The following is a 25,554-nucleotide window of genomic DNA, read 5'->3' as shown; positions in this document are numbered from 1 at the left end:
TTCCCTAACAACACTTAACATTATTTATATCCAGATATGATGGATAGCAGAGATTTCAGGAGAAACGTATGGATACTACGCAAACGCATCCGATTGAGGTCAGCACACGCCGGGGAACATGGCGCAGAACCGACACCATCTGGATGCTAGGTCTGTATGGAACGGCAATCGGAGCAGGCGTGCTGTTTCTGCCGATTCAAGCGGGCCTGGGCGGTATGATTCCACTGATTGTCATGGCGATCATCGCCTTTCCGATGACCTATTATTCTCATCGTGGACTGACCCGCTTCGTCCTTTCAGGTAAAAATTCCGGGGACGATATTACTGAAGTCGTTGAAGAGCACTTTGGCAGCGGCATGGGTAAGGTCATCACGCTGCTTTACTTCTTTGCCATTTACCCGATTTTGTTGACCTACAGCGTGGCGATTACCAACACCGTTGAAAGCTTTATCACCCATCAGATGCATATGCCGGCACCGCCGCGCGCCCTGCTGGCGCTGATTCTGATTGTCGGCCTGATGACCATCGTGCGCCTTGGCGAACAGATGATAGTTAAGGCAATGAGTTTGCTGGTCTTTCCGTTCGTGATAGCGCTGACGCTGCTGGCGCTCTATTTGATCCCCCACTGGAACTTAAGCGCGCTGCAAACGGTATCGTTTAGCACGCCACAGGCGGGCGGCGGTCTGTGGAAAACGCTGTGGCTGACCATTCCGGTAATGGTGTTCTCATTTAACCATTCACCGATCATCTCTTCCTTTTCGGTCGCTAAACGCAATGAATACGGCGAGCAAGCGGAGCAGAAATGCAGCCGCATCCTGATGTTTGCCCACATCATGATGGTCTTCACCGTTATGCTGTTTGTTTTTAGCTGCGTATTTTGCCTGTCGCCCGCCGATCTGGCGCAGGCTAAAGCGCAGAATATTACCATCCTTTCCTACCTGGCTAATCACTTCCATGCGCCTTTCATCGCCTGGGTCGCGCCGTTTATCGCGATGATAGCTATCTCAAAATCATTTCTTGGCCACTACCTTGGGGCGCGGGAAGGTTTTAACGGCGTAGTGAATAAAATGCTGCACAGCCGGGGGAAACACATTGAGCACAGCAAGCTGAATCGCCTGACGGCTTTATTCATGCTGCTCACCACCTGGCTGGTGGCGACGTTGAATCCTAACGTACTGACTATCATTGAAACGCTGGGCGGACCGGTGATTGCGATGATCCTGTTTTTGATGCCGATGTACGCCATTGCGAAAGTGCCCGCGATGCGTAAATACAGCGGCCACATCAGCAACGCCTTCGTGGTGCTGATAGGCCTGATCGCAATTTCCGCGATTTCCTATTCGCTGTTTATCTGAGTGGTCGGACGCAGATAGCGCTGGGGAGACACCCCCAGCCGCTTTTTGAACATAGCGATAAACGCGCTGGGAGTTTTATAACCCATTTCCAGCGCCAGCGAGGCAATAGTCGCCCCGCGCGCCAAATGAAAAATAGCTTCAACCAGCCGCAGCTGCTGACGCCATTCTGAGAAGCTCATCCGGGTCTCTTCACGAAATAATCGTGCCAGCGTTCGCTCGCTGGCCCCTACCGTTTTACTCCACCACGCCAGGGTTTCACCGTGCGCGGGCGATGCACAAAGGGCGTCGCACAACAGGCGCGTACGGCGATCCTGCGGCAGCGTCAGATGGCAGAGCGTTAAAGCAGGCAGGCGCTGTAGCTCGCTGAGGATCAGCTTCGATAGCAGCTCGTGGCGCTGCGGATCATTTCCGCCACCCAGCCGGGCCTCAACCAGCTCATTGAGCAACGGCGTAGCTTGCAGCCCCTTAAATTCGCTGCCAAAGCGCCGGGACGCCTCGGCGGTAAGGTAAATATTGTGCGTCATCAGCGGTACGATTGCCTGCAGCTCATGCACCGCCCCACCGGGAATCCACAGCGCCTGGCCCGGTACCAGCGCCCAAAGCTGATGCGCCGCACGCACCCGGGCAACGCCGCATGCGAGTATGATCAGCTGTCCCTGCTGGTGAGCATGCATGGGTTCCTGGCCCTCCTGCGAATAACGCAGAGTTCGAATAGCATCAATCATGGTTTGCGTTCCCGCTGTCGGTAAGGTGTTGCAGATACTGTTCGGCTTGTCGCCCGCCCGTCCGATGCCAGCCATTTACGCCATTTATTTCGCTGACGGCCAATCTGCCTCCGAATAGAGACAAAATACCATCAAATATCGTCATTCTGACACAGAACCGCTTTCCTCAAAAAGAGCAATGATTATCATTTTTATCCCATTGTTTGAATAATAAAAAAATGGGATCGCCGTACCACTGCTGCCTCCCCCGTTGATGCGTGGCCGCCGTACAGGCCGACGGATTAAACACAATAAAAAGGTTAAATTATGAAGTTATTGTTTACGCTGGCAAAAGGGATCTACGGCTGGTTATTACTGGCAGTGTGTGCGGGGCTGATAAGCGGATTGAGTAATGCATCGCTGCTGGCATTAATCAACAGCAGCATCCATCTGCCCGACGATGCGGATCTGCTGCGCCCCGGCGGTCAGTTTCTTTTACTCATGCTGGCAATGCTATCTGGCCGCCTGATTTCCCAGACCACCTTTATGTATCTCGGTCAGCGGCTCAAAGCTACGTTGCGCAGTCAAGTTACCCATAACAGCAGCGAGGCGGCGTGGCGGGATATGGAGAAAACCGGGGTATCACGCGTGCTGGCGGTGGTGACGCAGGATCTGGATACGTTGGTGGTTCTGTTTGTTAACCTGCCTAATCTGCTCATTTACAGCGCGGTAATCGGCGGCAGCCTCATCTACCTGGGTTTTCTTTCCTTGCCGGTGCTGGCGATGGCGATTGTCGCCATGCTACTGGGCGGACTGGGCTACCATTTTACCCACCGCCAGGCGATTGCCCTGCTGCACAGTTCGCGTAACCGCGAAGCAACGCTGATTGAGCAGATTAAAAATTTATTTGATGGCGGACGGGAATACAAACTTAATCCACACCGCCGCCGGCGCTTTGTACAGGGAGCGCTCGCCGAAAATATCGAACAGGTGCGCGTTGAACGCACTCGCGGTTATGTGCTGTTTGCATGGGCGGCGGTCTGGGGCAGCTTGCTGTTCTTTCTCTTCATCGGCAGCGTACTTTTTCTGCTGCGTGGTTATATCAGCCTCGACCCGGCAGTGCTGACAGGTTATACGCTGGTGTTCCTCTACATGATCGTGCCGGTAGAGGGCCTTCTTGGCGCATTGCCAACCATCGGCAGCGCGCGCATAGCCCTACAGCGCATTGAGGAGATCCGCCGGTCGCTGACCCCGGAAGCTTTGCGCAGCCTGACGGCACCGCCGGCGCTGGAAAGCCTCGAGCTGTGCAACGTCCTCTATCACTATCGCGGTGAAGATGATAAACCCTTTGTTCTCGGGCCGCTGAACGTGAGTTTTCAGCCCGGAGAGTTAGTGTTCATCACCGGAGGCAACGGCAGCGGAAAAACCACCTTCGCCCATCTGCTCGTTGGGCTATATCCGCCGGACGCCGGTGAGATCATACTTAATGGCAGCAAAATAGCGCCACAGGACTGGGAAGTTTATCGCCAGCACTTCTCCGCGATTTTCAACGATTTCTTCCTGTTTGATGAAATCGAGGACCCCAGCGAAGCCGTCATTAAGAAAGCCGACAGTCTGCTTCAACGCCTGCGTCTGGATCAAAAAGTCAGCCTGCGCGACGGGCGCTTTTCCACCATCGCCCTCTCGCAGGGGCAGCGTAAAAGACTGGCATTACTGCTGGTATGGCTGGAGTCGCGGCCGTTTTGCCTGTTTGATGAGTGGGCCGCCGATCAGGACCCTGAATTTAAGGCATTCTTCTATACGACGCTGTTGCCGATGCTGAAAGCGGAAGGAAAAACGGTGGTGGTAATAACCCATGACGACCGCTACTTTCAGCTGGCCGACCGGCTGTTGAAGCTTGAAATGGGCCAGTGGGTACCGCTACCGAGCAGGCAATAGCGAGAGACTGGCCGCTAAAAATCAGCAGGCTAAATCAGCAGCTTCTGACGCAACGCCAGCGGTAAACGTGGATCGCTACAGCGCTCTGCGCTGCTGGCAACCATTTGCGCCCGCATGTGCTCGGCAACATCAGCGGGCGCAGTATCTGGTTCGCCTGCGGCAAATGGCGGCGCGGGCGAGTACTCTAACCCCAGCTGAATGCGCTGAGCCATCTCTTCGCCATAGATTTCAGCAATCACCACCAGCGCAAAATCGATACCCGCTGTTACGCCCGCGCCGGTAATGATATTGCCATCTTTCACAACGCGTCCGGCGTCCGGGATTGCGCCAAAACAAGCCAGTCTTTCACGCCATGCCCAGTGACTGGTGGCACGCTTATTTTCCAGCAGCCCTGCCGCTGCGAGGATCAGCGAGCCGGTACAAACGGAAGTGATATAGCGCGCACTTTTGCTCAGCCGGATAAGCTGCGCCATAAAAACCTCACTGGCAATGGCCAGCAGGCAGCCGTTCCCGCCAGGAACGCACAGTAAATCACAATCGTTAACAGCGCTCAGATCATGTAATCCGCTAAATACCATGCCGCTGGCCTCAATCGACGCGCCTCCCTCAGAGGCGACAATTACCTCGGCATCAGGCAGGCGGCTGAAAAACTGGTGGGGGCCGGTAAAATCAAGCTGAGTAACACCCGGATAAATCGGGATCACAATCTTCATACTCTCTCCTGGCGGCCGGTAAATATGCCGCAAAAGTTTGCCGCGGATTAGTTGGTCTGCTGATTTAAAGGAGACATCCCCTTCTGCCGGATAATACTGGCAACATGCGCAGAAGAAAGGTAATGAATAAAGTCGCGCGCCTGTGAAGGATGTGCGCTGTTATCCAGCGGAATAGCCGAATACAGCGTCGTTTTTTGCAGCGAGTCGGGAATCAAACCAACCACCGTAATCCCCTTCACCACCTGCAGCTCCGAAAGCTGTTGGAAACCGACGTCTGCTTTACCGCTGGCAACAATTTTCCCTACCGGCGTTGCCGGTATCATTTCCGATTTAGCCGCCATTTGCCGTTCAATGCCAAGCTTTTTATACAGACTTTCAGAAACGTAGCGACCACTGGCGCTATCGGAATAAGCAACATGATGCGCCTTTAAGAGCACCGCTTTTAGCTTATCTGGCGTAGAGATATCAGGCTTTTTCTTTCCGGCTGGTATTGCCAGCGCAACGTATGAATTCGCCAACGGAACGCGATTGTTGAGGCTGACCCATTTATGCTCGACCAGCGGCTTAATACCGTCGTCAACCATCACCAGCACGTCAGCCTGCTGGTGATGGGCAAGGCGCTGAGGAATACTCTGCGGCGTACTGCCCATTGAGGGAGCAGACTCTATCTGTAAGCGCACCCCACTACGCTGCTGCCAGGCGGGCGCCAGCTGCTGCAGTACGCCCATTAACCCGCCGGAACAGAAGACGGTCAGCGTGGTTTCCCGCGCTGCTGACAGGGAGGAAAAGAGCATTAGTACTAACGTTAATGCGTATTTAAACCGGCGTTCGCTAAGCTGTTTTTTCATCGATGTTTACTCTTGTAGGGACAGAAAAATTTTATTCTTGCGCGTCAATCAGCTTAGCCTGAACGCGCAGCGGCAAATAAAAATTATGCCAGGAGCGCCAGTTTTTCCGACAGGCAGAACGGTTTTTTTATTTATTCTTATGTCTGAAAAACCATACCAAAGGCTAAAATCGCTATTCTGTAATAAGCAAAAGTTATCTGAGTGGCTACAAATTAAAAAATATCAGTCGCCTGATTCAGGCGAAATCAGTACGCTGCACGCCGGTTCGCAGGAGTCATTATGTTACTGACCGTTTTATATATTATTGGAATAACCGCTGAAGCCATGACCGGCGCGCTGGCGGCCGGACGCCGTAAAATGGATATGTTCGGCGTCATTATCATTGCCTCAGTCACCGCCATCGGCGGCGGTTCGGTGCGCGATATCCTGCTGGGTCACTACCCACTCAGTTGGGTAAAGCACCCGCAATATATTCTGATCGTTGCTGCCGCAGCGGTAATTACCACTCTGGCGGCGCCGCTGATGCCCCATCTGCGCAAAGTATTTTTAGTGCTGGATGCGCTTGGCCTGGTGGTATTTTCCATTATCGGCGCTCAGGTAGCGCTGGATATGGGTCATGCGGCGCTGATTGCGGCGATCAGCGCGGTCATTACCGGGGTGTTTGGCGGCGTACTGCGTGACATGTTCTGCAACCGAATCCCGCTGGTGTTTCAAAAAGAACTGTATGCCGGCATCGCCTTCGCCGCCGGCTGGCTTTATATCCTGCTGCTGAAAACCCCGCTGCCAAATGAATGGGTAGTGGTTATTACCTTGCTGGCAGGCTTTCTGGCCCGTCTGATCGCCCTGCGCTTTCGCCTTGGCCTGCCGGTCTTCAACTATCCGCACCCCGACCATTGATCCACCGCTCGGGGCTGGTCGGCGCCGGTACGCCTTGCGCCAGTAAAAATGTAATCAGCTGTCGGACGGTTTCATCGGCAAACCAGTTGCTGATGCGCCGGGCCAATACCGGACCGACACCGGGCAACGTTCGCCACTCTGCTGGCGTCTTTGCCATCAGCGCCGACCAGCTACTTTCATGCAATGCCTTCAGTGCCCGCTGCGGCAGCGGTATCCCCAGAGCCTTAATCCAGCGCTGCAGCGGCTGCCGGCGTGTCAGATTAAAGCGATGCCAAAGCCAGGACGCCCGGAATGGCGAGATACCAGGCAGCATAGCAATTTGCGCTTCACTGAGCCCCAGCCAGCTGAACAGATGCGTAACGCCACCTGACTGAATCAGCTGCTGCCAGTAGCGCTGGCTTAACCCATTAATATCAAGCACGCCGCGGCTACCCAGCCAGTCGAGGCGCGCCAGCAGCTGCGCCTCACAGCCGGCGGTCAGCATCAGGCAGCTGCGCGCATTAAACCGGCTTTCATCCGGCGGCGTTGGGTAAACTCGCGCCTGAGTACGCCAGACGACGCGGTCGAAGCGCGGGATCCCCAGTCCGGCCAGCGAGACGCTGACCTGATCGCCTGCGACGATATCGGCTTTACGCCAGCGCGCGAGCGTTCCCAGGCTGACGTGGCGCAGCTGCTTATCATCCAGGTTTTGCGGCCGAAGCCGCAGCACGACGGCAATTCTGCCGGTTCGCCCAAGACTGAACTCGACGGCTTCGACTTCCGCGACGGTTTGCGGCGGCTGATATTTCCATGCCACTGCCCAGTCGCCGCGACCTGGCCGCCAGTCAGCCCCTGCCAGCGTCGGTTCGCGATGAACAACAATGCCATCGCTGGCAAAAGGCAGCGGCGCGCGATACCAGCGCTGACGCCAGGCGGCAACCTCCGCGACGCCAGAAACAGCCTGCGTCCACTGTGATGACAGCGGAAATCCCAACGCTGCAAGCCGCTTCTGCCGCGCCGGCATGGTCAGCGGCCCATCCGGCCAGGCCCAGACGAACAGCCCGATATGAGACAGCAGCGGACCGGGATGCTTGCGCCTTAACGCACCGGCGACCTGCGCCCGGGCGTTTACGCTACCCTGTACAGCCTGCCGGTGATTTTTCATACGCAAAAATAGCTCGCCCTGGAGCACCAGGCTAAGCGGTTCCGGCAGTGAGGCGGGAATGGCAGGAATGGCGCTGGCTCGCGCCGTCCAATCCTCTCCCTGAACGCCATCTCCGCGGCTAATCAACTGCTGTAGCATTCCCCGGCGATAAACCAGCGTCACCGCAATACCGTCCACTTTTGGCTGTACCCAGTAGGGGCCGGACGATTGTTGCATCCAGCGCGCCAGCTCCGCTTCTCCCGGCAGTTTACGCACGCCGACATGCGCAACGGGATGCGCCATTCGGCCACGGGCGACGCCGATCGCAGCAGGCGATCGGTGATGCGACTGAAAACAGTGGCGCCAACGTGCCAGCCGCTCGCGGAGCGCATCGTATTCGTAATCTTCTACCGGGCTTTTGCCGTCGCGATAATACGCGCGATCCCAGATGCTTAGTTGGCGATTCAGCGCGTCAATTTCCTTTTCTGCCCGACCGCTGGACCAGACCGGGCACTGCGCTGCGACCGTCCCACTGAAAATCAGTGCCATTATTGCTGCCGCTCTCCGTTGCATTACTACGCGCCTCCCTGCCGAATCTCTGGCGACTTTAGCCCGTCATTCATTGGGCGGCGACAGCCGGATAGTCACCCTGCGCGCCGGGCCGCACGCTGATGCTGCAACCCATTAAAATTGTCCTTCATTTTGCGGCAGACCTTCCGCCGCCAAAGAAAATCGCGTCCTGCCGCTGGGAAACGCTGCATCGCGGGCGTCAGCCGTGTATACTGAGCACGAACCAGACTTCGCTAATTGGCATATCACTAACGCACATGGCCCAAGGCACGCTTTATATCGTTTCCGCTCCCAGCGGGGCAGGAAAATCCAGCCTGATTCAGGCACTGTTGAAAACGCAGCCGCTGTACGATACCCAGGTTTCTGTTTCTCATACCACCCGGGGTATGCGTCCGGGCGAACAGCATGGCGAGCATTATTTTTTCGTTTCCCATGATGAATTTCGTGCCATGATCGAGCGGGACGCTTTCCTTGAGCATGCGGAAGTTTTTGGTAACTATTACGGCACTTCGCGCGAGGCGATTGAGCAGGTATTAGCTACCGGAGTCGATATTTTCCTTGATATCGACTGGCAGGGCGCCCAGCAAATTCGCCGGAAAATGCCCGGCGCGCGCAGCATCTTTGTTTTGCCGCCGTCACGCGAAGAGCTGGACCGTCGCCTGCGAGGCCGTGGTCAGGACAGCGAAGAGGTTATCGCTAAGCGTATGGCGCAAGCCGTTGCCGAAATGAACCACTACGCTGAGTATGATTATTTAATTGTTAACGATGATTTTGATCTGGCGTTATCCGATCTGAAAACCATCATCCGCGCAGAACGTCTGCGGATGGGGCGTCAGAAAGCCCGCCATGATGGATTAATCAGCAAACTATTGGCAGACTGAAGCCACTTCAGTATGATGCCCAGTCTTTTCGTCACCCGTGGAGTAGCACACATATGGCACGCGTAACCGTACAGGACGCAGTAGAAAAAATTGGTAACCGCTTTGACCTGGTTCTGGTCGCGGCTCGTCGCGCACGCCAGATGCAGACGTATGGCAAAGACCCGCTGGTTCCGGAAGAAAACGATAAGCCAACCGTCATTGCCCTGCGCGAAATTGAAGAGGGTCTGATCACCAGTCGTATTCTCGACGTGCGTGAGCGTCAGGAACAGCAAGAGCAAGAAGCCGCAGAACTGCAGGCTGTTACCGCGATTGCAGAAGGCCGTCGTTAATTATTTCGCAGGTCGCCCTTGTATCTGTTTGAAAGTCTCAATCAGCTGATTGAAAAATACCTGCCTGAGGAGCAAATCAAGCGCCTCAAGCAGGCTTATCTTGTTGCACGTGATGCCCACGAGGGTCAGACACGTACCAGCGGTGAGCCCTATATCACCCATCCTGTCGCCGTTGCCTGCATTCTGGCCGAGATGAAGCTCGATCACGAAACGCTGATCGCCGCGCTGCTGCACGATGTTATCGAAGACACGCCGGCAACCTATCAGGATCTCGAACAGCTTTTTGGTAAAAGCGTTGCTGAGCTGGTAGAAGGCGTTTCTAAACTCGATAAGCTTAATTTCCGCGATAAGAAAGAAGCCCAGGCGGAAAACTTCCGTAAAATGATCATGGCAATGGTGCAGGATATCCGCGTCATTTTGATCAAGCTCGCCGACAGAACGCATAATATGCGCACGCTGGGTGCGCTACGTCCGGATAAACGCCGCCGCATCGCTCGCGAAACGCTGGAAATTTACAGCCCGCTGGCCCATAGACTGGGTATTCATCACCTGAAAACCGAGCTGGAAGAGCTGGGTTTTGAAGCGCTCCATCCCAACCGTTACCGGGTGATTAAAGAGGTGGTGAAAGCCGCCCGCGGCAACCGTAAAGAGATGATTCAGAAAATCCTTTCGGAAATCGATGGTCGCTTGCAGGAAGCGGGTATTGCCTGCCGCGTTTCGGGACGAGAAAAACACCTCTACTCGATTTACTGCAAAATGCACCTCAAAGAGCAGCGTTTTCATTCCATCATGGATATTTACGCTTTTCGCGTCATCGTACGTGATGTTGATACCTGCTACCGCGTGATGGGCCAGATGCACAGCCTGTATAAACCGCGCCCCGGTCGGGTTAAAGACTATATTGCCATTCCCAAAGCTAACGGATATCAGTCACTGCATACCTCGATGATCGGCCCCCATGGCGTGCCGGTTGAGGTGCAGATTCGCACCGAAGATATGGATCAGATGGCTGAAATGGGGGTTGCCGCGCACTGGGCCTATAAAGAGCAGGGCGAAACCAGCACTACGGCGCAGATCCGCGCGCAGCGCTGGATGCAGAGCCTGCTTGAGCTCCAGCAGAGCGCCGGGAGTTCATTTGAATTTATTGAGAGCGTAAAATCCGATCTGTTTCCCGATGAGATTTACGTTTTCACCCCGGAAGGACGCATCGTTGAACTGCCGGCCGATGCCACGCCGGTCGATTTTGCCTACGCGGTGCATACCGACATTGGTCACGCCTGCGTTGGCGCTCGCGTCGATCGCCAGCCCTATCCGCTTTCTCAGCCGCTGACCAGCGGACAAACCATCGAAATAATCACCGCCCCGGGCGCGCGTCCTAACGCCGCCTGGCTGAATTTCGTGGTCAGCTCGCGTGCGCGTTCAAAAATTCGCCAGATGCTGAAAAACCTCAAGCGCGAAGACTCCGTTAACCTTGGCCGTCGCTTGCTTAATCACGCCCTCGGCGGCAGTCGTAAGCTTGCTGAAATTCCACCAGAACATATTCAGAAAGAGCTGGAGCGCATGCGCCTGACCAGCCTCGACGATCTGCTGGCGGAAATTGGCCTCGGCAACGCCATGAGCGTGGTGGTGGCGAAGAATCTGCAGCAGGGAGAGCCTACTATCCCTGCGCCGAATACCGCCGCGCGCAGCAAGCTACCGATTAAAGGCGCAGACGGCGTGCTGATCACCTTCGCTAAATGCTGCCGTCCTATCCCCGGCGATCCTATCGTGGCGCATGTTAGCCCCGGCAAAGGACTGGTGGTACACCACGAATCCTGCCGGAATATCCGCGGCTATCAAAAAGAGCCGGAAAAATTTATGGCGGTCGAATGGGATACGGTGACCGACCAGGAATTCGTGGCGGAAATTAAAGTGGATATGTTCAATCATCAGGGAGCACTGGCTAACCTGACTGCGGCGATTAATACTGCCGGTTCGAACATTCAGAGCCTGAATACCGAAGAAAAAGATGGCCGCGTTTACAGCGCTTATATTCGCCTGACCGCACGCGATCGCATCCATCTGGCTAACATCATGCGCAAAATTCGCGTTATGCCAGATGTGATCAAGGTCCATCGCAACCGTAATTAGCATGAACAGCCAACGCCACGCCCGTATCCGCGCCATGCTCGCCAGCCGTCAGCACGATTTGACGGTCTGCATGGAGCAGGTCCATAAGCCCCACAACGTTTCGGCGGTGATCCGTACCGCTGACGCCGTCGGCGTTCATGAAGTTCACGCCGTCTGGCCCGGCCATCGTATGCGAACTATGGTGTCCACTGCCGCAGGCAGCAATAGCTGGGTTCAGGTAAAAACCCATCGCACTATTACCGATGCGGTGGCGCACCTCAAAGGCCGCCGGATGCAGATTCTCGCCACTCATCTGTCTGACGAGGCGGTCGATTTTCGCGAAATCGACTATACCCTGCCAACCTGTATTCTGATGGGGCAGGAGAAAACCGGTATTACCGAAACGGCGCTGGCACTGGCCGACCGGCAGATTATTATTCCCATGGTTGGCATGGTGCAGTCGCTCAACGTTTCGGTCGCCAGCGCGCTGATCCTGTATGAAGCGCAGCGCCAGCGCCAGATTGCCGGTATGTATCAGCGCCAGCAAAGCACCCTTGACGTCAGCGAGCAGCAGCGCCTGATGTTTGAAGGCGGCTATCCGGTACTGGCGCGGGTGGCACGACAGAAGGGATTGCCCAGGCCGGTTATCGGCGAGGAAGGCGAAGTCATTGCCGACCCTGAGTGGTGGGCCACAATGCAGTCGTCGGTGCCGCGATGAAAGGCCGCCTGCTGGATGCCATACCGCTAAGCACGCTTTCCGGGGTCGGTGCCAGCCAGGCCGGAAAGCTGACCAAACTCGGCCTGCATAACGTGCAGGATCTGTTGCTGCATCTGCCGCTGCGCTATGAAGATCGCACCCATCTGTATGCCATTAATGACCTGCTGCCCGGCGTATATGCCACGGTAGAAGGCGAGGTGCTGCGCACCGATGTCACCTTCGGACGCCGTCGGATGCTGACCTGCCAGATTAGCGACGGCAGCGGCGTGCTGACGCTGCGCTTTTTCAATTTTAATGCCGGTATGAAAAACAGCCTGGCGACCGGCAGTCGGGTCACCGCTTACGGTGAAATACGCCGCGGTCAGCGCGGCGCAGAAATTATTCATCCGGAATACAAGGTGCAGGGTGAGCACAGCGCTACCGTACTACAGGAAACCCTGACGCCGGTTTATTCCACCACCGAAGGCGTACGTCAGGCAACGCTGCGTAATCTTACCGATCAGGCGCTGAAGCTGTTGGACACCTGCCCTGTTGCTGAACTGCTGCCGCCCGAGCTGAGCCACGGCATGATAAGCCTGTCCGACGCACTGCGCATGCTGCATCGGCCGCCGCCGGATATGGCGCTGGCCGATCTTGATAGTGGCAACCACCCCGCGCAGCGCCGCCTGATAATGGAAGAGCTGTTGGCGCACAACCTCAGTATGCTGGCGGTACGCGCCGGCGCTCAGCGTCACCGCGCTTTAGCGTTGACCCTGCTGCCTGCACTGCGCGAGCAGCTACTGGCGGCGTTACCGTTTAAACCCACCGCGGCGCAGGATCGCGTGGTGGATGAAATTGATATTGACCTTGCCCATGACTATCCGATGATGCGCCTGGTACAGGGCGATGTCGGCTCAGGGAAAACCCTGGTAGCAGCGCTGGCAGCGCTGGCGGTGATTGCTCACGGTAAACAGGTTGCACTGATGGCGCCGACGGAGCTGCTGGCAGAGCAGCACGCTAACAATTTTCGCCAGTGGTTTGCTCCGCTGGGGATTGAGGTGGGCTGGCTGGCCGGCAAACAGAAAGGGAAAGCGCGCACCGCCCAGCAGGAAGCGATTGCCAGCGGCCAGGTGGCGATGGTGGTAGGAACCCACGCCCTTTTCCAGGAGCAGGTGCAGTTTAGCGGCCTGGCGCTGGTGATTATCGATGAGCAGCACCGGTTTGGCGTGCATCAGCGACTGGCGCTCTGGGAAAAGGGCGAAGAGCAAGGCTTTCATCCGCATCAGCTGATCATGACCGCAACGCCGATACCTCGCACCCTGGCAATGACCGCCTACGCCGATCTCGATACCTCAGTGATTGATGAGCTGCCGCCTGGCAGAACACCGGTCACCACCGTTGCAATCCCGGATACCCGACGCGGGGATATCATCGACCGCGTACAAAAAGCCTGCCAGCAGGAGGGCCGCCAGGCTTACTGGGTCTGTACGCTGATTGAAGAGTCAGATCTACTGGAGGCCCAGGCGGCGGAGGCCACCTGGCAGGAACTGCAGCTGGCGCTACCGGAGCTCGCCATCGGACTGGTACACGGCCGCATGAAACCCCAGGAAAAGCAGGCGATAATGCAGGCATTCAAGCAGGGAGAATTGCAGCTGCTGGTCGCAACCACGGTTATCGAAGTGGGCGTCGATGTGCCTAACGCCAGCCTGATGATCATTGAAAACCCGGAGCGCCTCGGACTGGCGCAGCTGCACCAGCTGCGCGGGCGCGTCGGCCGTGGCGCGGTTGCTTCACACTGCGTACTGCTTTATAAAGCACCGCTCAGCAAAACCGCGCAAAAACGCCTGCAGGTACTGCGTGACAGCAATGACGGCTTCGTTATCGCCCAGCGCGATCTGGAAATTCGCGGTCCCGGTGAGCTTCTTGGCACCCGTCAGACCGGCAACGCAGAGTTTCGGGTAGCCGACCTGCTGCGCGACCAGGCGATCATCCCCGAAGTTCAGCGTATCGCCCGCCATATCCACCAACGCTACCCGCAACAGGCCCAGGCGCTGATCGAACGCTGGCTGCCGGAAACCGTGCGTTATACCAATGCCTAATCCTCTTCCCGTCCGCTGAAGGCCTGGGCGAACCTTTCCACCAGCCGGGTGAGTTCAGCTCGATCCGCAGCTTGCCAGTCACTAAAAACTTGCTGATAGAGCCGATTGCGCGCGGCATCAACGCGATCGGTCATCTTTTTACCCTGCGGGCTGATAACCGCCTCATGGACGCGCTTATCCTTTTGCCCCTTCTGCCGTACTGCCAGCCCTAATTCCACCAGCTTAGCGACCTGCCGACTGACGGTGGTGTAGTCACGGCCAACCCGATCGGCCAGCTCAACCACGCCCACCGGACCAAAGCGATCGATACTCACTAACAGCGGAAAGAGTGCCCTGTCCAGCGGGATACCTGCCTGTTTTATCAATACTTCATCGCGCTGCGGACGATTAAACGCGCCGACAATGTTCAGTAAGGCGTTATGCAGCGCATCGAATTCGCCGGAATTAGGTGTATTTTGCATATTTATATTGACTGCCGATAAACACAAGAATAATGTGTGCATTGTACACACAAATAACAAATTGAGAAGGTCTCTTTTATGAAAGCAGCTATTGTAACCACCGCTGGCCAGCCACCGGTTTACGGTGACTTCCAGGTACCGCAGGCAAAGCCCGGGCAACAGATTATTCAGGTTGAAGCTTCTGCCATCAGCCAGGTAGTAAAAGGCCGGGTTGCGGGAAAACATTACAGCGCCTCATCCACTTTTCCCTATGTTGCCGGCATTGATGGCATTGGACGCTTAAGCAACGGTGAGCGCGTATACTTCGTCCTGCCGGATGCCCCGTGGGGCGGAATGGCAGAGCTAACTCTGGTTTCTACCGAACACTGCGTAACGATTCCCGATACGCTGGATGCCGTCAACGCAGCGGCCAGCGCTAATCCGGGTATGTCCTCCTGGGCAGCGCTGACCCGCCGCGCGCAGCTGAACGCCGGTGAGACCGTGTTAATTAATGGCGCGACCGGTACCTCCGGCACGCTGGCGGTTGCTATCGCCCGCCATCTCGGCGCCGGAAAAATTATCGTCACCGGACGTAATCAGCAGGCGCTGGCGACGCTGCTGACTCAAGGCGCTGATATTGCCATTGAGCTTAACGATCTGGCTACGGCGCTGCCGCCACTGTTTAAGCAGGGCGTCGACGTCGTACTGGATTATCTCTGGGGCGATAGCGCGCTTGGCATTCTCAACGCCGCTGTCGCCGGCGGCAGTAAACCGGTGCGCTTTGTGCAAATCGGCTCGCTGAGCGGTCAGCAGATCCCGCTACACAGCCATCTGCTGCGCTCCTCGGCGCTGAAGTTGATGGGCAGCGGCATTGGTAGCCTGTCCGTTGAGCAGCTGACGGCCAGCGTCGGCGAACTGCTAAACGCCATGCCGCAGGCCGGTTTCAGCGTCCCCTGTCAGCCGCGTCCGCTACAGGAAGTTACCAGCGCCTGGCTAAGCGATGACAGCCGCTGCCGTACGGTATTTACGCTCTGAATAAAAAGCCCGGACGACCCATAGCAAACGATTGCTTTTAACCGACATAGGTTTAAAATCGCCACTTTGTTGTTATGGGAAGTCTCTTTATGTCCGCCAATACCACCGAGGATAGCCTGCCGCAGGAAGCGTCAACGCCGTCGCGCAGCGAACTGATTTATCGCCTTGAGGATCGTCCACCGCTGCCGCAAACCCTGTTTGCCGCGCTGCAGCATTTACTGGCAATGTTTGTGGCCGTGATTACGCCCGCCCTGCTGATTTGCCAGGCGCTGGGCCTGCCGGCGGCGGATACCCGCCATATTATCAGCATGTCGCTATTTGCTTCCGGGGTCGCGTCCATTTTGCAGATCAAGACCTGGGGTCCGGTTGGCTCCGGGCTGCTATCAATCCAGGGTACCAGCTTCAACTTTGTCACGCCGTTGATTATGGGCGGTACGGCATTGAAAAACGGCGGCGCAGACGTCCCCGCTATGATGGCGGCGCTATTTGGCACTCTGATGCTGGCCTCCTGTACCGAAATGCTGCTGTCGCGCGTGCTGCATCTGGCGCGCCGTATCATTACGCCACTGGTATCCGGCATCGTAGTAATGATTATCGGCCTGTCGCTGATTCAGGTGGGTCTGACATCGATTGGCGGAGGCTTTGCCGCAATGGGCGATCACAGCTTTGGCGCCCCTAAAAACCTGCTGCTGGCCGGCGCGGTGCTGGTGGTTATCATTTTGCTTAACCGCCAGCGCAATCCCTACCTGCGCGTTGCTTCGCTGGTGATTGCGATGGCGGTAGGCTATCTGCTTGCCTGGGCAATGGATATGTTGCCGCAGAGCGCACCAGTCGACCACACGCTGATTGCTATACCGCGCCCTTTTTATTATGGCCTGAGCATTGACTGGAATCTGCTAATCCCATTAATGCTGGTGTTTATGGTGACCTCGCTGGAAACCATCGGTGACATTACCGCCACCAGCGATGTTTCTGAGCAGCCGGTCAGCGGGCCGCTTTATATGAAGCGCCTGAAAGGCGGCGTGCTGGCAAACGGCCTTAATTCGTTTGTCTCGGCGCTGTTCAACACCTTCCCTAACTCCTGCTTCGGTCAGAATAATGGCGTTATTCAACTTACAGGCGTAGCCAGCCGCTACGTCGGATTTGTCGTAGCCCTGATGCTGATTGTTCTCGGACTGTTTCCGGCGGTAGCGGGTTTTGTGCAGCATATTCCGGAGCCGGTACTGGGCGGCGCCACCATTGTGATGTTTGGCACCATTGCTGCTTCCGGCGTACGCATTGTTTCACGCGAGCCGCTCAACCGCCGGGCCATTATGATCATCGCGCTTTCCATGGCGGTGGGCATGGGCGTATCACAACAGCCGCTGATCCTGCAATTTGCCCCCGACTGGCTGAAAACGCTGCTGTCATCGGGCATCGCTGCCGGAGGCATTACCGCCATCGTGCTGAATTTACTGTTTCCGCAGGAGAAGTAAGCCGCCTTCTTGCTGGCCAGGCCCAAGCCTGGCTTGAATTCCCTTTAGCTAAACCCTCTCTAAAAATTGCTCACTACAAATCGTACCGTAAAAATAGTTTAATAAACCCTATTATGCTCTTTAGTGGAAATCAGTCATAAAGATTAAATAACATAATAATACAAAAATATCACATTAAAACATCAATTAACTAACCATATAAAATTCACCCTTCACTCGCGAAATATTAATTACATCCAATTGCAGGATAAAAACCACATCGCAGATGTTGAAATTTTAAATCCATTAATATAAATTACATGGAGATACATCATGAAATAATAGCAAACATTTAATTCCTATAATATATTTACTGGATGCATTTAGTAAGATAATGAGGTAATATATGCTGCAAATCTTTAAATGCCTTACCATTACAAAAGTAAAAATGCAAAATATATATTTTAACTTCACCAACTTAAAAGCAAGTAATAATTTATGCTAGATATTATCATAGGTAATTATATAAAATTCAACGACGATGAGCTAAAGAAGTTTTTTAGAATAAGGAAAAAAATTTTCAAAGATGAACTAAATTGGCTGGTAAAATGTAAAAAAGGCATGGAATTTGATGATTTTGATAATAATAATGCATTTTATTTGATTGGAGAATTCAAAAATGAAGTAGTTTGCGGCTGTAGATTCATAGATATGAAAAAACGTAACATGTGCACTGATGTGTTTTATAAGTATTTTGATAGCATAGTTATTAAAGAAGGAAACTACATTGAATTAACCCGATTATTTACTGATAAAGAAAAAATAAAAAATTTTGGATTAAAAAAAACCATTATTAACCTGATACTATTCATTGAGATTTTAAAATTTTCCAGTAAGTTAGGGTATGAAGGTATTTATGCTGTTGCCTCTGAGCAACTCTTAAATTGCCTTATAACATCCGGCTGGGATATAAAAATCCAAAAAAGAGGGAAATCTGAAAAAAATGAGTATATCTATCTGATAATAATGCCAACGCTAGCGTGTAACTTATCTAGTTTGGAGCATGAGTTAAAAAAGGAAACAACAGCAATTAATTATAAACTTGAATATAAAGTCAGCAATAGATAAGATCTCACATGCATTTCACATGAAAAATTAAAATTACTAATTAAGTGCTATGGTCTCCTGGATTTTCACACCTTAGCGCGTCAGTAAAAATCATAAGCAATCTGGAACCCTGACCAACTTAAGCTCTGAAGCCAATCTAATAGCATGCTTAGCATTTACAGCTTCAAGTTTCCTTACAATATTACCCATGTGAAACTTGACTGTTCTTTCTTGAACTCCAACTATTAAAGCGATCTCCTTGTAAGTTTTCCCTTTGCTTGCCCAATACAGAACTCTATTTTCTTTACTTGTTATTGAAATACTAGTTTTAACATCGCCCTCAAATGTATTGTAAAGATTAAGCATTTTTTGATGCGCTCTTATCAAAAGCAAACTCATCTTCTCTCTATCTTTATCAGCTGTTATTTCTTTTTGGTATCCTGAGGCATCAAAAACAGATAGCAAAACAAGATTATTTTTATGGTCATGCAAAATAAATGTATGACCACTGTTAATATCATACTTTTTTGCATGTAGCATAACTCTTGGCAAGGCAAGCTTTGATAAAATAACAATTTCCTCATCCCAAGAAAAATCTTCAACTCTAGTTAATGACTTTATTACAACGGGATCAACCATTTGATGGTTAAACTTTGTATACAGTTTAAACCATTCAGGATGATTATTTATGATGGAAATATCATTTAAATTCTTTTTATTTATTATAAAATATCCAAACCTAAGATATTGAGTTTCTAATAATTCTTTTTCAAGGAAATTTTTAATATTTTTATTAATCTCTTCATTCTTAAAAAAATTGTCGGCCACCTCTTTATCTCCCTGAATAATCTCTACGCTATAAACATCCCATATTAGGCTTATTTCAAGCATGAGTTTAATCACGCATCGTGTCAAATATTATCCGTTAGCAGACGCTGTCATTATCACCCGTCGCACCGCCACCATGCTGCCACAATCAGGGTTGTGTCACCCTGACGTTCAGGTATGCTGAAGCCTGGGTGCTTTCTCTACGCCTGATTTCAGCTTACTGCCATTGAGCATCAATAAAAAATCAGGCATAACAGAGCCTTGTCTGAGTTTCGAAGGGAAGGACACATGAAATTCTTTGGAAAAGCGTTACTGACGCTGCTGATACTGTTTTTGCTGGTGCTGCTGGCGCTGTATATCCTGCTGCAAACCCGCTGGGGCGCAAGTTGGATCGGCCGTACCATTAGCAACAACACCAGTTACCAGCTAAGTTTGAGTAAGATGGAGCATAACTTTTCCTCGCCTTCCCATCTGCTGCTCGACGATGTGACCTTCGGGCGCAAAGGACAAACGCCGACGCTGGTAGCGAAACAGGTTGATCTCGGGCTTGGCTTGATTCAGTTCAGCAATCCTTTGCACTTCGCGGCAATTCGTCTCGATCAGGGCTCACTGAATATCAGCGAAAAAAGCGCCACTTTGCCACTCAGCGCCGAACAGCTTCAGCTGACGCAGATGGCGGTAAACAGCCCACAGTTTGTTTTACCACTCAAGGCTGAAAAAGTAACAGGCGCGGTTTCACCGTGGCACCCCAGGGCGGGCAACTTTATCGGCGACGATGCCAACTTTCAGTTCAGCGCCGGCTCTCTGAATCTGGCGGGCATTGATGGCACTAACCTGCTGGTGCAGGGCAAGCTGGCAAACAACCGCTTGATACTCAGCAATGTCGGTGCCGACGTTGCTCGCGGCAGCCTCACCGGCAGCGCCGAGCGCGATGCGGAGGGCAACTGGAACGTTTCCCGCCTGCAGCTAAGCAGCCTGCGTTTCCAGACGACCCGCAGCCTGAGCGCATTTTTCGCGCCGATTTTTGCGCTGCCTTCATTACATATCGACCGTCTTGACGTCACCGGCGCCCGCTTGCAGGGGCCGAACTGGGCGGCCAGCGACCTTAATTTTTCGCTTAAAGACCTGACGCTACATAACGGTGACTGGCAGAGCGATGATGGCTCGCTGTCGCTTAATGCCAGTAGCTTTGTGAAAGGAGGATTGTTACTTAACGATCCGATCATCAATATGACCTTTTCACCGCAGGGCATTAACCTGACGCAGTTTAGCTCGCGCTGGGTGAACGGCCTGATTCGCGCAGCAGGCAGCTGGAGCCGCAGTGATAAGAAGCTGACGCTGAATGATTTAGCTTTTGCCGGACTGGAATACACCCTGCCGGTTGATTGGCGGGAAATCTGGATGAAACCGCTACCTTCATGGCTGGAAAGCGTTGAAATCAGCCATTTCAGCGCCAACAACAACCTGATTATTGATATCAATCCGGACTTCCCATTCCAGATGACCGCGCTGGAAGGCAATGGCAATAGCCTGCTGCTGGCGAAAGATCGTCAGTGGGGGATCTGGGGCGGCACGCTCAGCTTCAACGCGGCAGAGGCCACCTTTAACCGGGTTGATATTCGCCACCCTTCCATCGCGCTAACGGCTAACGACAGTCAGATTAACGTAACTGAAATGAGCGCCTTTGCGCAGAAGGGCTTGCTGGAAGCGAAAGCTATTCTGACCCAGACGCCGCAGCGCCAGCTGTCACTACGCCTTAGCGGTCGCGGCGTACCGCTGGATGAACTGGTTAACTGGGGCTGGCCAGCGCTTCCTCTGCGGGGTGATGGCAACCTGAGCCTCGATTTGAGCGCCAGCCTGGCAGCAGGTGAGCCACTTTCGCAAAGCGCCAGCGGCACCTTGTCAGCCAGCCAGGATGATAAAACCATCAACCAGACCATGAGCAAAGGCGTGGTACGCGCCCAGTAGATCTATATGAGGAGTTAAAGGCCGGAGTCTGGCGTTGCTACGCGCGCGGATGCGGTGAAATCACCGCATCCGCAGATTGACCGGCTAATCGCCAGCCGTGACGGCGATTACTGGATCGGCGGCTCCAGCGGATCGTCAGGGTCGGCTGGCAGAACCAGATAAACGCCTTCGAACACGGCACCACATTCATCGTTGCCGTACAGCTCCACTTCCAGCTGAACCCTGGCTTTACGTCCGCGTGCCAGTCGGTCAAGATCGCCACTTAACGAGCCGAGGTCGGCTATTGCGCCAGGGCGCCCGCTAATGGGCTTACTGTAGCGGATATGCGCATCAGCCAGAATAATGGTTCCCCCAAGATGTCGCTCGCGCAGCAGTAACCAAATCAATCCCCAGCCGGTCAACGTCGCCAGCGAAAACTGGCTGCCGGCAAAAAGCGTATGATGAGGATTCTGGTTGCCGGTTTCAGGCATGGTGGTAACAAACTTCTGCCCGGTGTACTGCAGAATACGTACGCCCATTTTTTCACTCAGAGGAATATGGTCGTACCAGGCTTGCTGCAGCTGTCCGCACCAGTCGCCGCGATGCAGGATATCATCCAGCGTCACCACCGGTTTCACCATCAAAAAATGGCGCACCGGCGTGGTCTGCGGCGCGGTAATTTCACCTTCGTTGATATAACCCAGCTTGGCAAAAAACTCGACGGCATCTTCACGTGCGCTGCAGGTTACTCGCTTGACGCCTTCCTGGCGGGCAACCGACTCCAGGGTCATGGCAACCAGGGTACCAAGCCCCTTACCCTGCACCGATGGATGAACCGCCAGAAAGCGAATTGAGGCTTCATTATCGCCATTAATATACAGGCGGCCAATCGCAACCGGCTCATTATGCTCATCGACCACCATCTGATGATGCGCCAGCGCATCCCAGGCCTCCCGTTCGGAGCCTCTTGGCTGGCGTAGCGGCTTGCGTAACATTTCCCAGCGGAACTGATAATAAGCCTCCAGTTCTTCCGCCGTTTCGGGCACACGAAGATGGTACATAAAATGTTTCTCTCTGTCTGAGCCTGCCAGGTTTTTTACCTGCCCTGCGGCTAACTGCCTCACACCTGCAACCAGAAGGTAACCGGCCCATCATTAACCAACGCAACCTGCATATCAGCGGCGAAACGCCCGGTTTCAGTGCCGATTCCACGCTGACGGCAGCAGGCGACAAAATAGTTATACAGTCGCTCCGCTTCGGTCGGTTCAGCACCGCCGGAAAAACTCGGGCGCATACCTTTTTGGGTATCGGCAGCTAACGTGAACTGAGATACAACCAGCACCGAACCGCCGGCCTGCTGCACGTTAAGATTCATTTTTTCGTTTTCATCGCTAAAGATACGATAGCCCAGGACTCGCTCACACAAACGCTCAGCCTTCTGTTCGCTATCGCCCTTCTCAACGCCGAGCAGGATCAGCAAGCCGGATGCTATTTTGCCAAGGGTCTCTCCGTCGACCGTCACGCTCGCGCTACGCGTGCGCTGAATTAATGCAATCATAATTATTTTCCCTGCTTAGTGCCTGTCCCATCAGGCTATTTTATTTGCCATTTTGGCCCTGAACAGTGCTCAAATCCCCACGTACTGCGTGGCGCTTCAGCCGGCTGATAATTTCCCGGTGAAAATGCCCAACGCAAGGCGATAAAACCCCGGAGCGCTAAGTTCACGCGAAATGGCGGGGGAAGTTATTATTGGAACGCCATAAGTTAAAGGACATAAAAATCATCGCGCGGTTGTCTGCTGCGGCGCGCTGCTGTCGCGCGCCGCAGCAGAGATGTTTACAGGCGACTGGCTAAATAATCGGGTATAACGCTGGCATCGGTGACATGCACAACGTTGATACCGAGCTTGCGCGCGCCTTCAATATTGTCAGCATTGTCATCAAAAAAGATCGTCTGGTCGGGCGTAAAGCCTTCTTCATCCAGCACTTGCTGATAGATACGCGCTTCCGGTTTACGCATCCCCATTTCCTGCGAAAGATAAATTTTATCTGCCGCCTGCTGCACTTCCGGATACTCAGTGGGCCAGAAACCGCAGTGTAGCTGGTTAGTATTCGACAGCACCACCACTCGCTCACCGCGCTGACGCAGCTGATTCATTAGCGAGATAACCTCAGGACGCACCCCAACAAAAATGGCCTGCCAGCCTGCGGTAAACTGCTCAAAACTTAGCGCCAGTCCCAGCTGCTGGCCAAGCTCGGCGGCAAACTGTTCATCGCTAATCTCTCCCCGCTCGTGCTGATGAAAACTCTCCTCCATTGAGAAACGCTTTTGCAGCAAAGCCAGCGGCACCCGGCCAAGGTCACTCCAGACTCCCAGCACGCGGTTGAAGTCAATATCAACAATGACATTACCTAAATCAAAGATATACAGCATAGTCATACCCTTTTGCGTTCCTGTGACTATTCACTCTAGCGGTAAAATGAAGGGCTGAACAGAGCGCAAAGTTAAATATGACGCATGTAAAAAGGGCCGGTAAAAACCGGCCCCCTGTGCGTGATTGACAACAAATCAGGCTTCTTTGCTGCCGCGCATGGCGCGCTTACGATCGTTTTCGGTCAGATGGCGCTTACGGATGCGAATTGAGGCAGGGGTAACTTCCACCAGCTCGTCGTCATCAATAAATTCCAGCGCCTGCTCAAGGCTCATTCTTACCGGCGGAACCAGAATAACCGCTTCATCCGTACCAGAAGCACGCATGTTAGTCAGTTTTTTACCGGTCAGGCAGTTAACGGTCAAATCGTTAGAACGGCTGTGAATACCAATAATCTGGCCTTCATAAACTTCCGCACCGTGACCAAGGAACAGCTTGCCGCGATCCTGCAGGCTGAACAGCGCAAATGCCACCGCTTTACCCTGACCGTTGGAGATCAGCACGCCGTTAAGACGCTGGCCAACTTCACCGGCACGTATGTCGTCGTAGTGGCTAAAGGTGGAGTACAGCAAACCGGTACCAGAGGTCATAGTCATGAACTCATTACGGAAGCCGATTAAGCCACGGCTGGGAATAACGTAGTCCAGGCGAACGCGGCCTTTGCCGTCCGGGTTCATGTTCTTCAGGTCGCCTTTACGCTCGCCCAGCGCCTGCATTACCGAGCCCTGGTGCTGCTCTTCAACGTCCAGCGTGACGTTTTCAAACGGCTCCTGCTTGCGGCCGTCAATTTCGCGGAAGATAACCTTCGGACGGGATACCGCCAGCTCGAAGCCTTCACGACGCATGTTTTCGATCAACACCGAAAGGTGCAGCTCGCCGCGACCAGAAACGCGGAATGCATCTGCATCGTCAGTTTCTTCCACGCGCAGCGCCACGTTATGTACCAGCTCTTTATTCAGACGCTCAAGGATCTGACGCGAGGTAACATATTTACCTTCTTTACCGCAGAACGGTGAGGTATTAACGCAGAAGTACATGGAAACGGTCGGCTCATCGACGCTCAGCGCGGTCAGCGCTTCAACATTCTGCGGATCGCAGATGGTGTCGGAGATATTCAGCTCGCCCAAACCGGTAATAGCGACAATATCGCCCGCCTCAGCCAGATCGGTGTCAATACGCTCAAGACCCAGATGGCCCAGCACTTTACCGACCTTGCCATTACGGGTTTTACCTTCGCGGTCGATAACCGTAACCTGTTGGTTAGGCTTAACTTTACCGCGTTTGATACGCCCGATACCGATAACGCCCAGATAATTGTTATAGTCCAGCTGGGAGATCTGCATTTGCAGCGACCCATCCAGATCGACATCCGGTGCCGGAACATGGTCAACAATCGCCTGATAGAGCGCGGTCATATCGCTGCCCATATCGGTATGATCGGTACCGGCAATGCCTTGCAGAGCAGAGGCATAAATAATCGGGAAGTCCAGCTGCTCGTCGGTGGCATCCAGATTAACGAACAGATCGAAAACCTGATCGACAACCCAGTCAGGACGCGCGCCGGGACGGTCAACTTTGTTGACCACGACGATCGGCTTGAGGCCGTAGGCAAATGCCTTTTTGGTGACGAAACGGGTCTGCGGCATTGGACCGTCCATTGCGTCAACAACCAGCAAAACGGAGTCAACCATCGACATTACGCGCTCAACCTCGCCGCCAAAGTCGGCGTGCCCGGGGGTATCAACGATGTTGATGCGGTAGTCATTCCACTTGATGGCAGTATTTTTAGCGAGAATGGTAATACCACGCTCTTTCTCCAAATCGTTGGAGTCCATTACGCGTTCGGTTGCTTCAGTACGGGCATCAAAAGTACCGGACTGCTGCAGCAACTTATCGACCAGAGTGGTTTTTCCATGGTCAACGTGCGCAATAATGGCGATGTTACGCAATTTTTCGATCACAACTTTGCCTCAGGCATTAGAAATAGCGCGTTATTGTACACGGATTAAGCGGAATACTGAACGGAGATCACAAAATTCATCTAACAAT

At 53.6% G+C, this 25,554-nt stretch carries 22 protein-coding genes; 12 read left to right on the top strand and 10 right to left on the bottom strand.

Annotated elements, in window-relative coordinates; genetic code table 11:
- The first annotated feature begins 68 nt into the window (after positions 1-68).
- A complete protein-coding gene (locus BTJ39_RS21155) occupies positions 69-1,355 on the top strand; it encodes an HAAAP family serine/threonine permease (protein WP_078004707.1) in 1,287 nt (428 codons plus the stop codon).
- Here the strand turns inward: BTJ39_RS21155 and BTJ39_RS21150 are convergent.
- Positions 1,337-2,080, bottom strand: coding sequence for an AraC family transcriptional regulator (locus BTJ39_RS21150; RefSeq protein WP_078004730.1), 744 nt, complete (start codon positions 2,078-2,080; stop codon positions 1,337-1,339). The two genes, BTJ39_RS21155 and BTJ39_RS21150, sit on opposite strands and share 19 nt — an antisense overlap.
- A 306-nt stretch (positions 2,081-2,386) precedes the next feature.
- On the opposite strand from BTJ39_RS21150, the gene BTJ39_RS21145 reads away from it, so the two are divergent.
- Positions 2,387-3,997, top strand: coding sequence for a cyclic peptide export ABC transporter (locus BTJ39_RS21145; protein ID WP_078004706.1), 1,611 nt, complete (start codon positions 2,387-2,389; stop codon positions 3,995-3,997).
- Between the two features lie 29 nt (positions 3,998-4,026).
- Here BTJ39_RS21145 and BTJ39_RS21140 read toward each other — a convergent pair whose 3' ends face one another.
- Both BTJ39_RS21140 and BTJ39_RS21135 read right to left on the bottom strand, forming a co-directional pair.
- Complete coding sequence (locus BTJ39_RS21140) at positions 4,027-4,710, bottom strand: DJ-1/PfpI family protein (protein WP_078004705.1); 684 nt, start codon at positions 4,708-4,710, stop codon at positions 4,027-4,029.
- Positions 4,711-4,757: 47 nt separating this feature from the next.
- On the bottom strand, positions 4,758-5,558 hold the full coding sequence (locus tag BTJ39_RS21135) for a substrate-binding domain-containing protein (RefSeq protein ID WP_078004704.1): 801 nt from the start codon (positions 5,556-5,558) through the stop codon (positions 4,758-4,760).
- Positions 5,559-5,837: 279 nt separating this feature from the next.
- On the opposite strand from BTJ39_RS21135, the gene BTJ39_RS21125 reads away from it, so the two are divergent.
- Positions 5,838-6,455, top strand: coding sequence for a trimeric intracellular cation channel family protein (locus BTJ39_RS21125; protein WP_078004702.1), 618 nt, complete (start codon positions 5,838-5,840; stop codon positions 6,453-6,455).
- On the opposite strand, the gene ligB is transcribed toward BTJ39_RS21125, so the two are convergent.
- Complete coding sequence (gene ligB, locus BTJ39_RS21120; protein WP_338418166.1) at positions 6,430-8,127, bottom strand: NAD-dependent DNA ligase LigB; 1,698 nt, start codon at positions 8,125-8,127, stop codon at positions 6,430-6,432. The genes BTJ39_RS21125 and ligB overlap by 26 nt on opposite strands.
- A 278-nt stretch (positions 8,128-8,405) precedes the next feature.
- On the opposite strand from ligB, the gene gmk reads away from it, so the two are divergent.
- The 5 genes from gmk to recG are packed head-to-tail and all read left to right on the top strand — an operon-like array spanning position 8,406 to position 14,263.
- Positions 8,406-9,029, top strand: coding sequence for a guanylate kinase (gene gmk, locus BTJ39_RS21115; protein WP_078004729.1), 624 nt, complete (start codon positions 8,406-8,408; stop codon positions 9,027-9,029).
- A 53-nt stretch (positions 9,030-9,082) separates the two neighbouring features.
- Positions 9,083-9,358 carry a DNA-directed RNA polymerase subunit omega gene (gene rpoZ, locus BTJ39_RS21110; RefSeq protein WP_078004700.1) on the top strand — a complete coding sequence of 92 codons (276 nt, stop codon included), beginning with the start codon at positions 9,083-9,085 and terminating at the stop codon, positions 9,356-9,358.
- An 18-nt stretch (positions 9,359-9,376) separates the two neighbouring features.
- The gene (spoT, locus tag BTJ39_RS21105; protein ID WP_078004699.1) at positions 9,377-11,488 is read left to right on the top strand and encodes a bifunctional GTP diphosphokinase/guanosine-3',5'-bis pyrophosphate 3'-pyrophosphohydrolase; all 2,112 of its coding nucleotides are present in this window, start codon (positions 9,377-9,379) and stop codon (positions 11,486-11,488) included.
- Position 11,489: 1 nt separating this feature from the next.
- Positions 11,490-12,185, top strand: a complete 696-nt coding sequence (gene trmH / locus BTJ39_RS21100; RefSeq protein ID WP_078004698.1) for a tRNA (guanosine(18)-2'-O)-methyltransferase TrmH — start codon at positions 11,490-11,492, stop codon at positions 12,183-12,185.
- Positions 12,182-14,263 (top strand): ATP-dependent DNA helicase RecG, encoded by a 2,082-nt coding sequence (gene recG, locus BTJ39_RS21095; protein ID WP_078004697.1) that lies wholly within the window; start codon positions 12,182-12,184, stop codon positions 14,261-14,263. The genes trmH and recG overlap by 4 nt, the downstream gene beginning before the upstream one ends.
- On the opposite strand, the gene BTJ39_RS21090 is transcribed toward recG, so the two are convergent.
- Positions 14,260-14,724 carry a MarR family winged helix-turn-helix transcriptional regulator gene (locus BTJ39_RS21090; RefSeq protein ID WP_078004696.1) on the bottom strand — a complete coding sequence of 155 codons (465 nt, stop codon included), beginning with the start codon at positions 14,722-14,724 and terminating at the stop codon, positions 14,260-14,262. The two genes, recG and BTJ39_RS21090, sit on opposite strands and share 4 nt — an antisense overlap.
- Before the next feature lie 78 nt (positions 14,725-14,802).
- Between BTJ39_RS21090 and BTJ39_RS21085 the strand changes: the two genes are divergently transcribed.
- The 3 genes from BTJ39_RS21085 to BTJ39_RS21075 all read left to right on the top strand — a co-directional run bounded on the left by BTJ39_RS21085 (position 14,803) and on the right by BTJ39_RS21075 (position 18,320).
- A complete protein-coding gene (locus BTJ39_RS21085) occupies positions 14,803-15,738 on the top strand; it encodes a quinone oxidoreductase family protein (RefSeq protein WP_078004695.1) in 936 nt (311 codons plus the stop codon).
- A gap of 89 nt (positions 15,739-15,827) precedes the next feature.
- Entirely contained in the window at positions 15,828-17,213 is a 1,386-nt protein-coding gene (locus BTJ39_RS21080; RefSeq protein ID WP_078004694.1) for a nucleobase:cation symporter-2 family protein, read from the top strand.
- Between the two features lie 477 nt (positions 17,214-17,690).
- Complete coding sequence (locus tag BTJ39_RS21075) at positions 17,691-18,320, top strand: acyl-homoserine-lactone synthase (protein WP_078004693.1); 630 nt, start codon at positions 17,691-17,693, stop codon at positions 18,318-18,320.
- 90 nt (positions 18,321-18,410) lie between these two features.
- Here BTJ39_RS21075 and BTJ39_RS21070 read toward each other — a convergent pair whose 3' ends face one another.
- Positions 18,411-19,190, bottom strand: a complete 780-nt coding sequence (locus tag BTJ39_RS21070) for a LuxR family transcriptional regulator (protein WP_078004692.1) — start codon at positions 19,188-19,190, stop codon at positions 18,411-18,413.
- Positions 19,191-19,415: 225 nt separating this feature from the next.
- Between BTJ39_RS21070 and BTJ39_RS21065 the strand changes: the two genes are divergently transcribed.
- Positions 19,416-21,095: an AsmA family protein gene (locus BTJ39_RS21065; RefSeq protein WP_078004691.1), complete on the top strand. Its 1,680-nt coding sequence runs from the start codon at positions 19,416-19,418 to the stop codon at positions 21,093-21,095.
- A gap of 107 nt (positions 21,096-21,202) precedes the next feature.
- On the opposite strand, the gene fabY is transcribed toward BTJ39_RS21065, so the two are convergent.
- The 4 genes from fabY to typA all read right to left on the bottom strand — a co-directional run bounded on the left by fabY (position 21,203) and on the right by typA (position 25,466).
- On the bottom strand, positions 21,203-22,135 hold the full coding sequence (gene fabY, locus BTJ39_RS21060; protein WP_078004690.1) for a fatty acid biosynthesis protein FabY: 933 nt from the start codon (positions 22,133-22,135) through the stop codon (positions 21,203-21,205).
- 59 nt (positions 22,136-22,194) lie between these two features.
- Positions 22,195-22,632, bottom strand: a complete 438-nt coding sequence (gene dtd, locus BTJ39_RS21055) for a D-aminoacyl-tRNA deacylase (RefSeq protein ID WP_078004689.1) — start codon at positions 22,630-22,632, stop codon at positions 22,195-22,197.
- Between the two features lie 278 nt (positions 22,633-22,910).
- On the bottom strand, positions 22,911-23,507 hold the full coding sequence (gene yihX / locus BTJ39_RS21050; protein ID WP_078004728.1) for a glucose-1-phosphatase: 597 nt from the start codon (positions 23,505-23,507) through the stop codon (positions 22,911-22,913).
- A 135-nt stretch (positions 23,508-23,642) separates the two neighbouring features.
- Positions 23,643-25,466 carry a ribosome-dependent GTPase TypA gene (typA, locus tag BTJ39_RS21045; protein ID WP_078004688.1) on the bottom strand — a complete coding sequence of 608 codons (1,824 nt, stop codon included), beginning with the start codon at positions 25,464-25,466 and terminating at the stop codon, positions 23,643-23,645.
- Positions 25,467-25,554 lie beyond the last annotated feature (88 nt).

Source organism: Izhakiella australiensis (assembly GCF_002006995.1).
Taxonomy (GTDB): domain Bacteria; phylum Pseudomonadota; class Gammaproteobacteria; order Enterobacterales; family Enterobacteriaceae; genus Izhakiella; species Izhakiella australiensis.
This window is presented reverse-complemented; position numbering and strand designations above follow the sequence as displayed.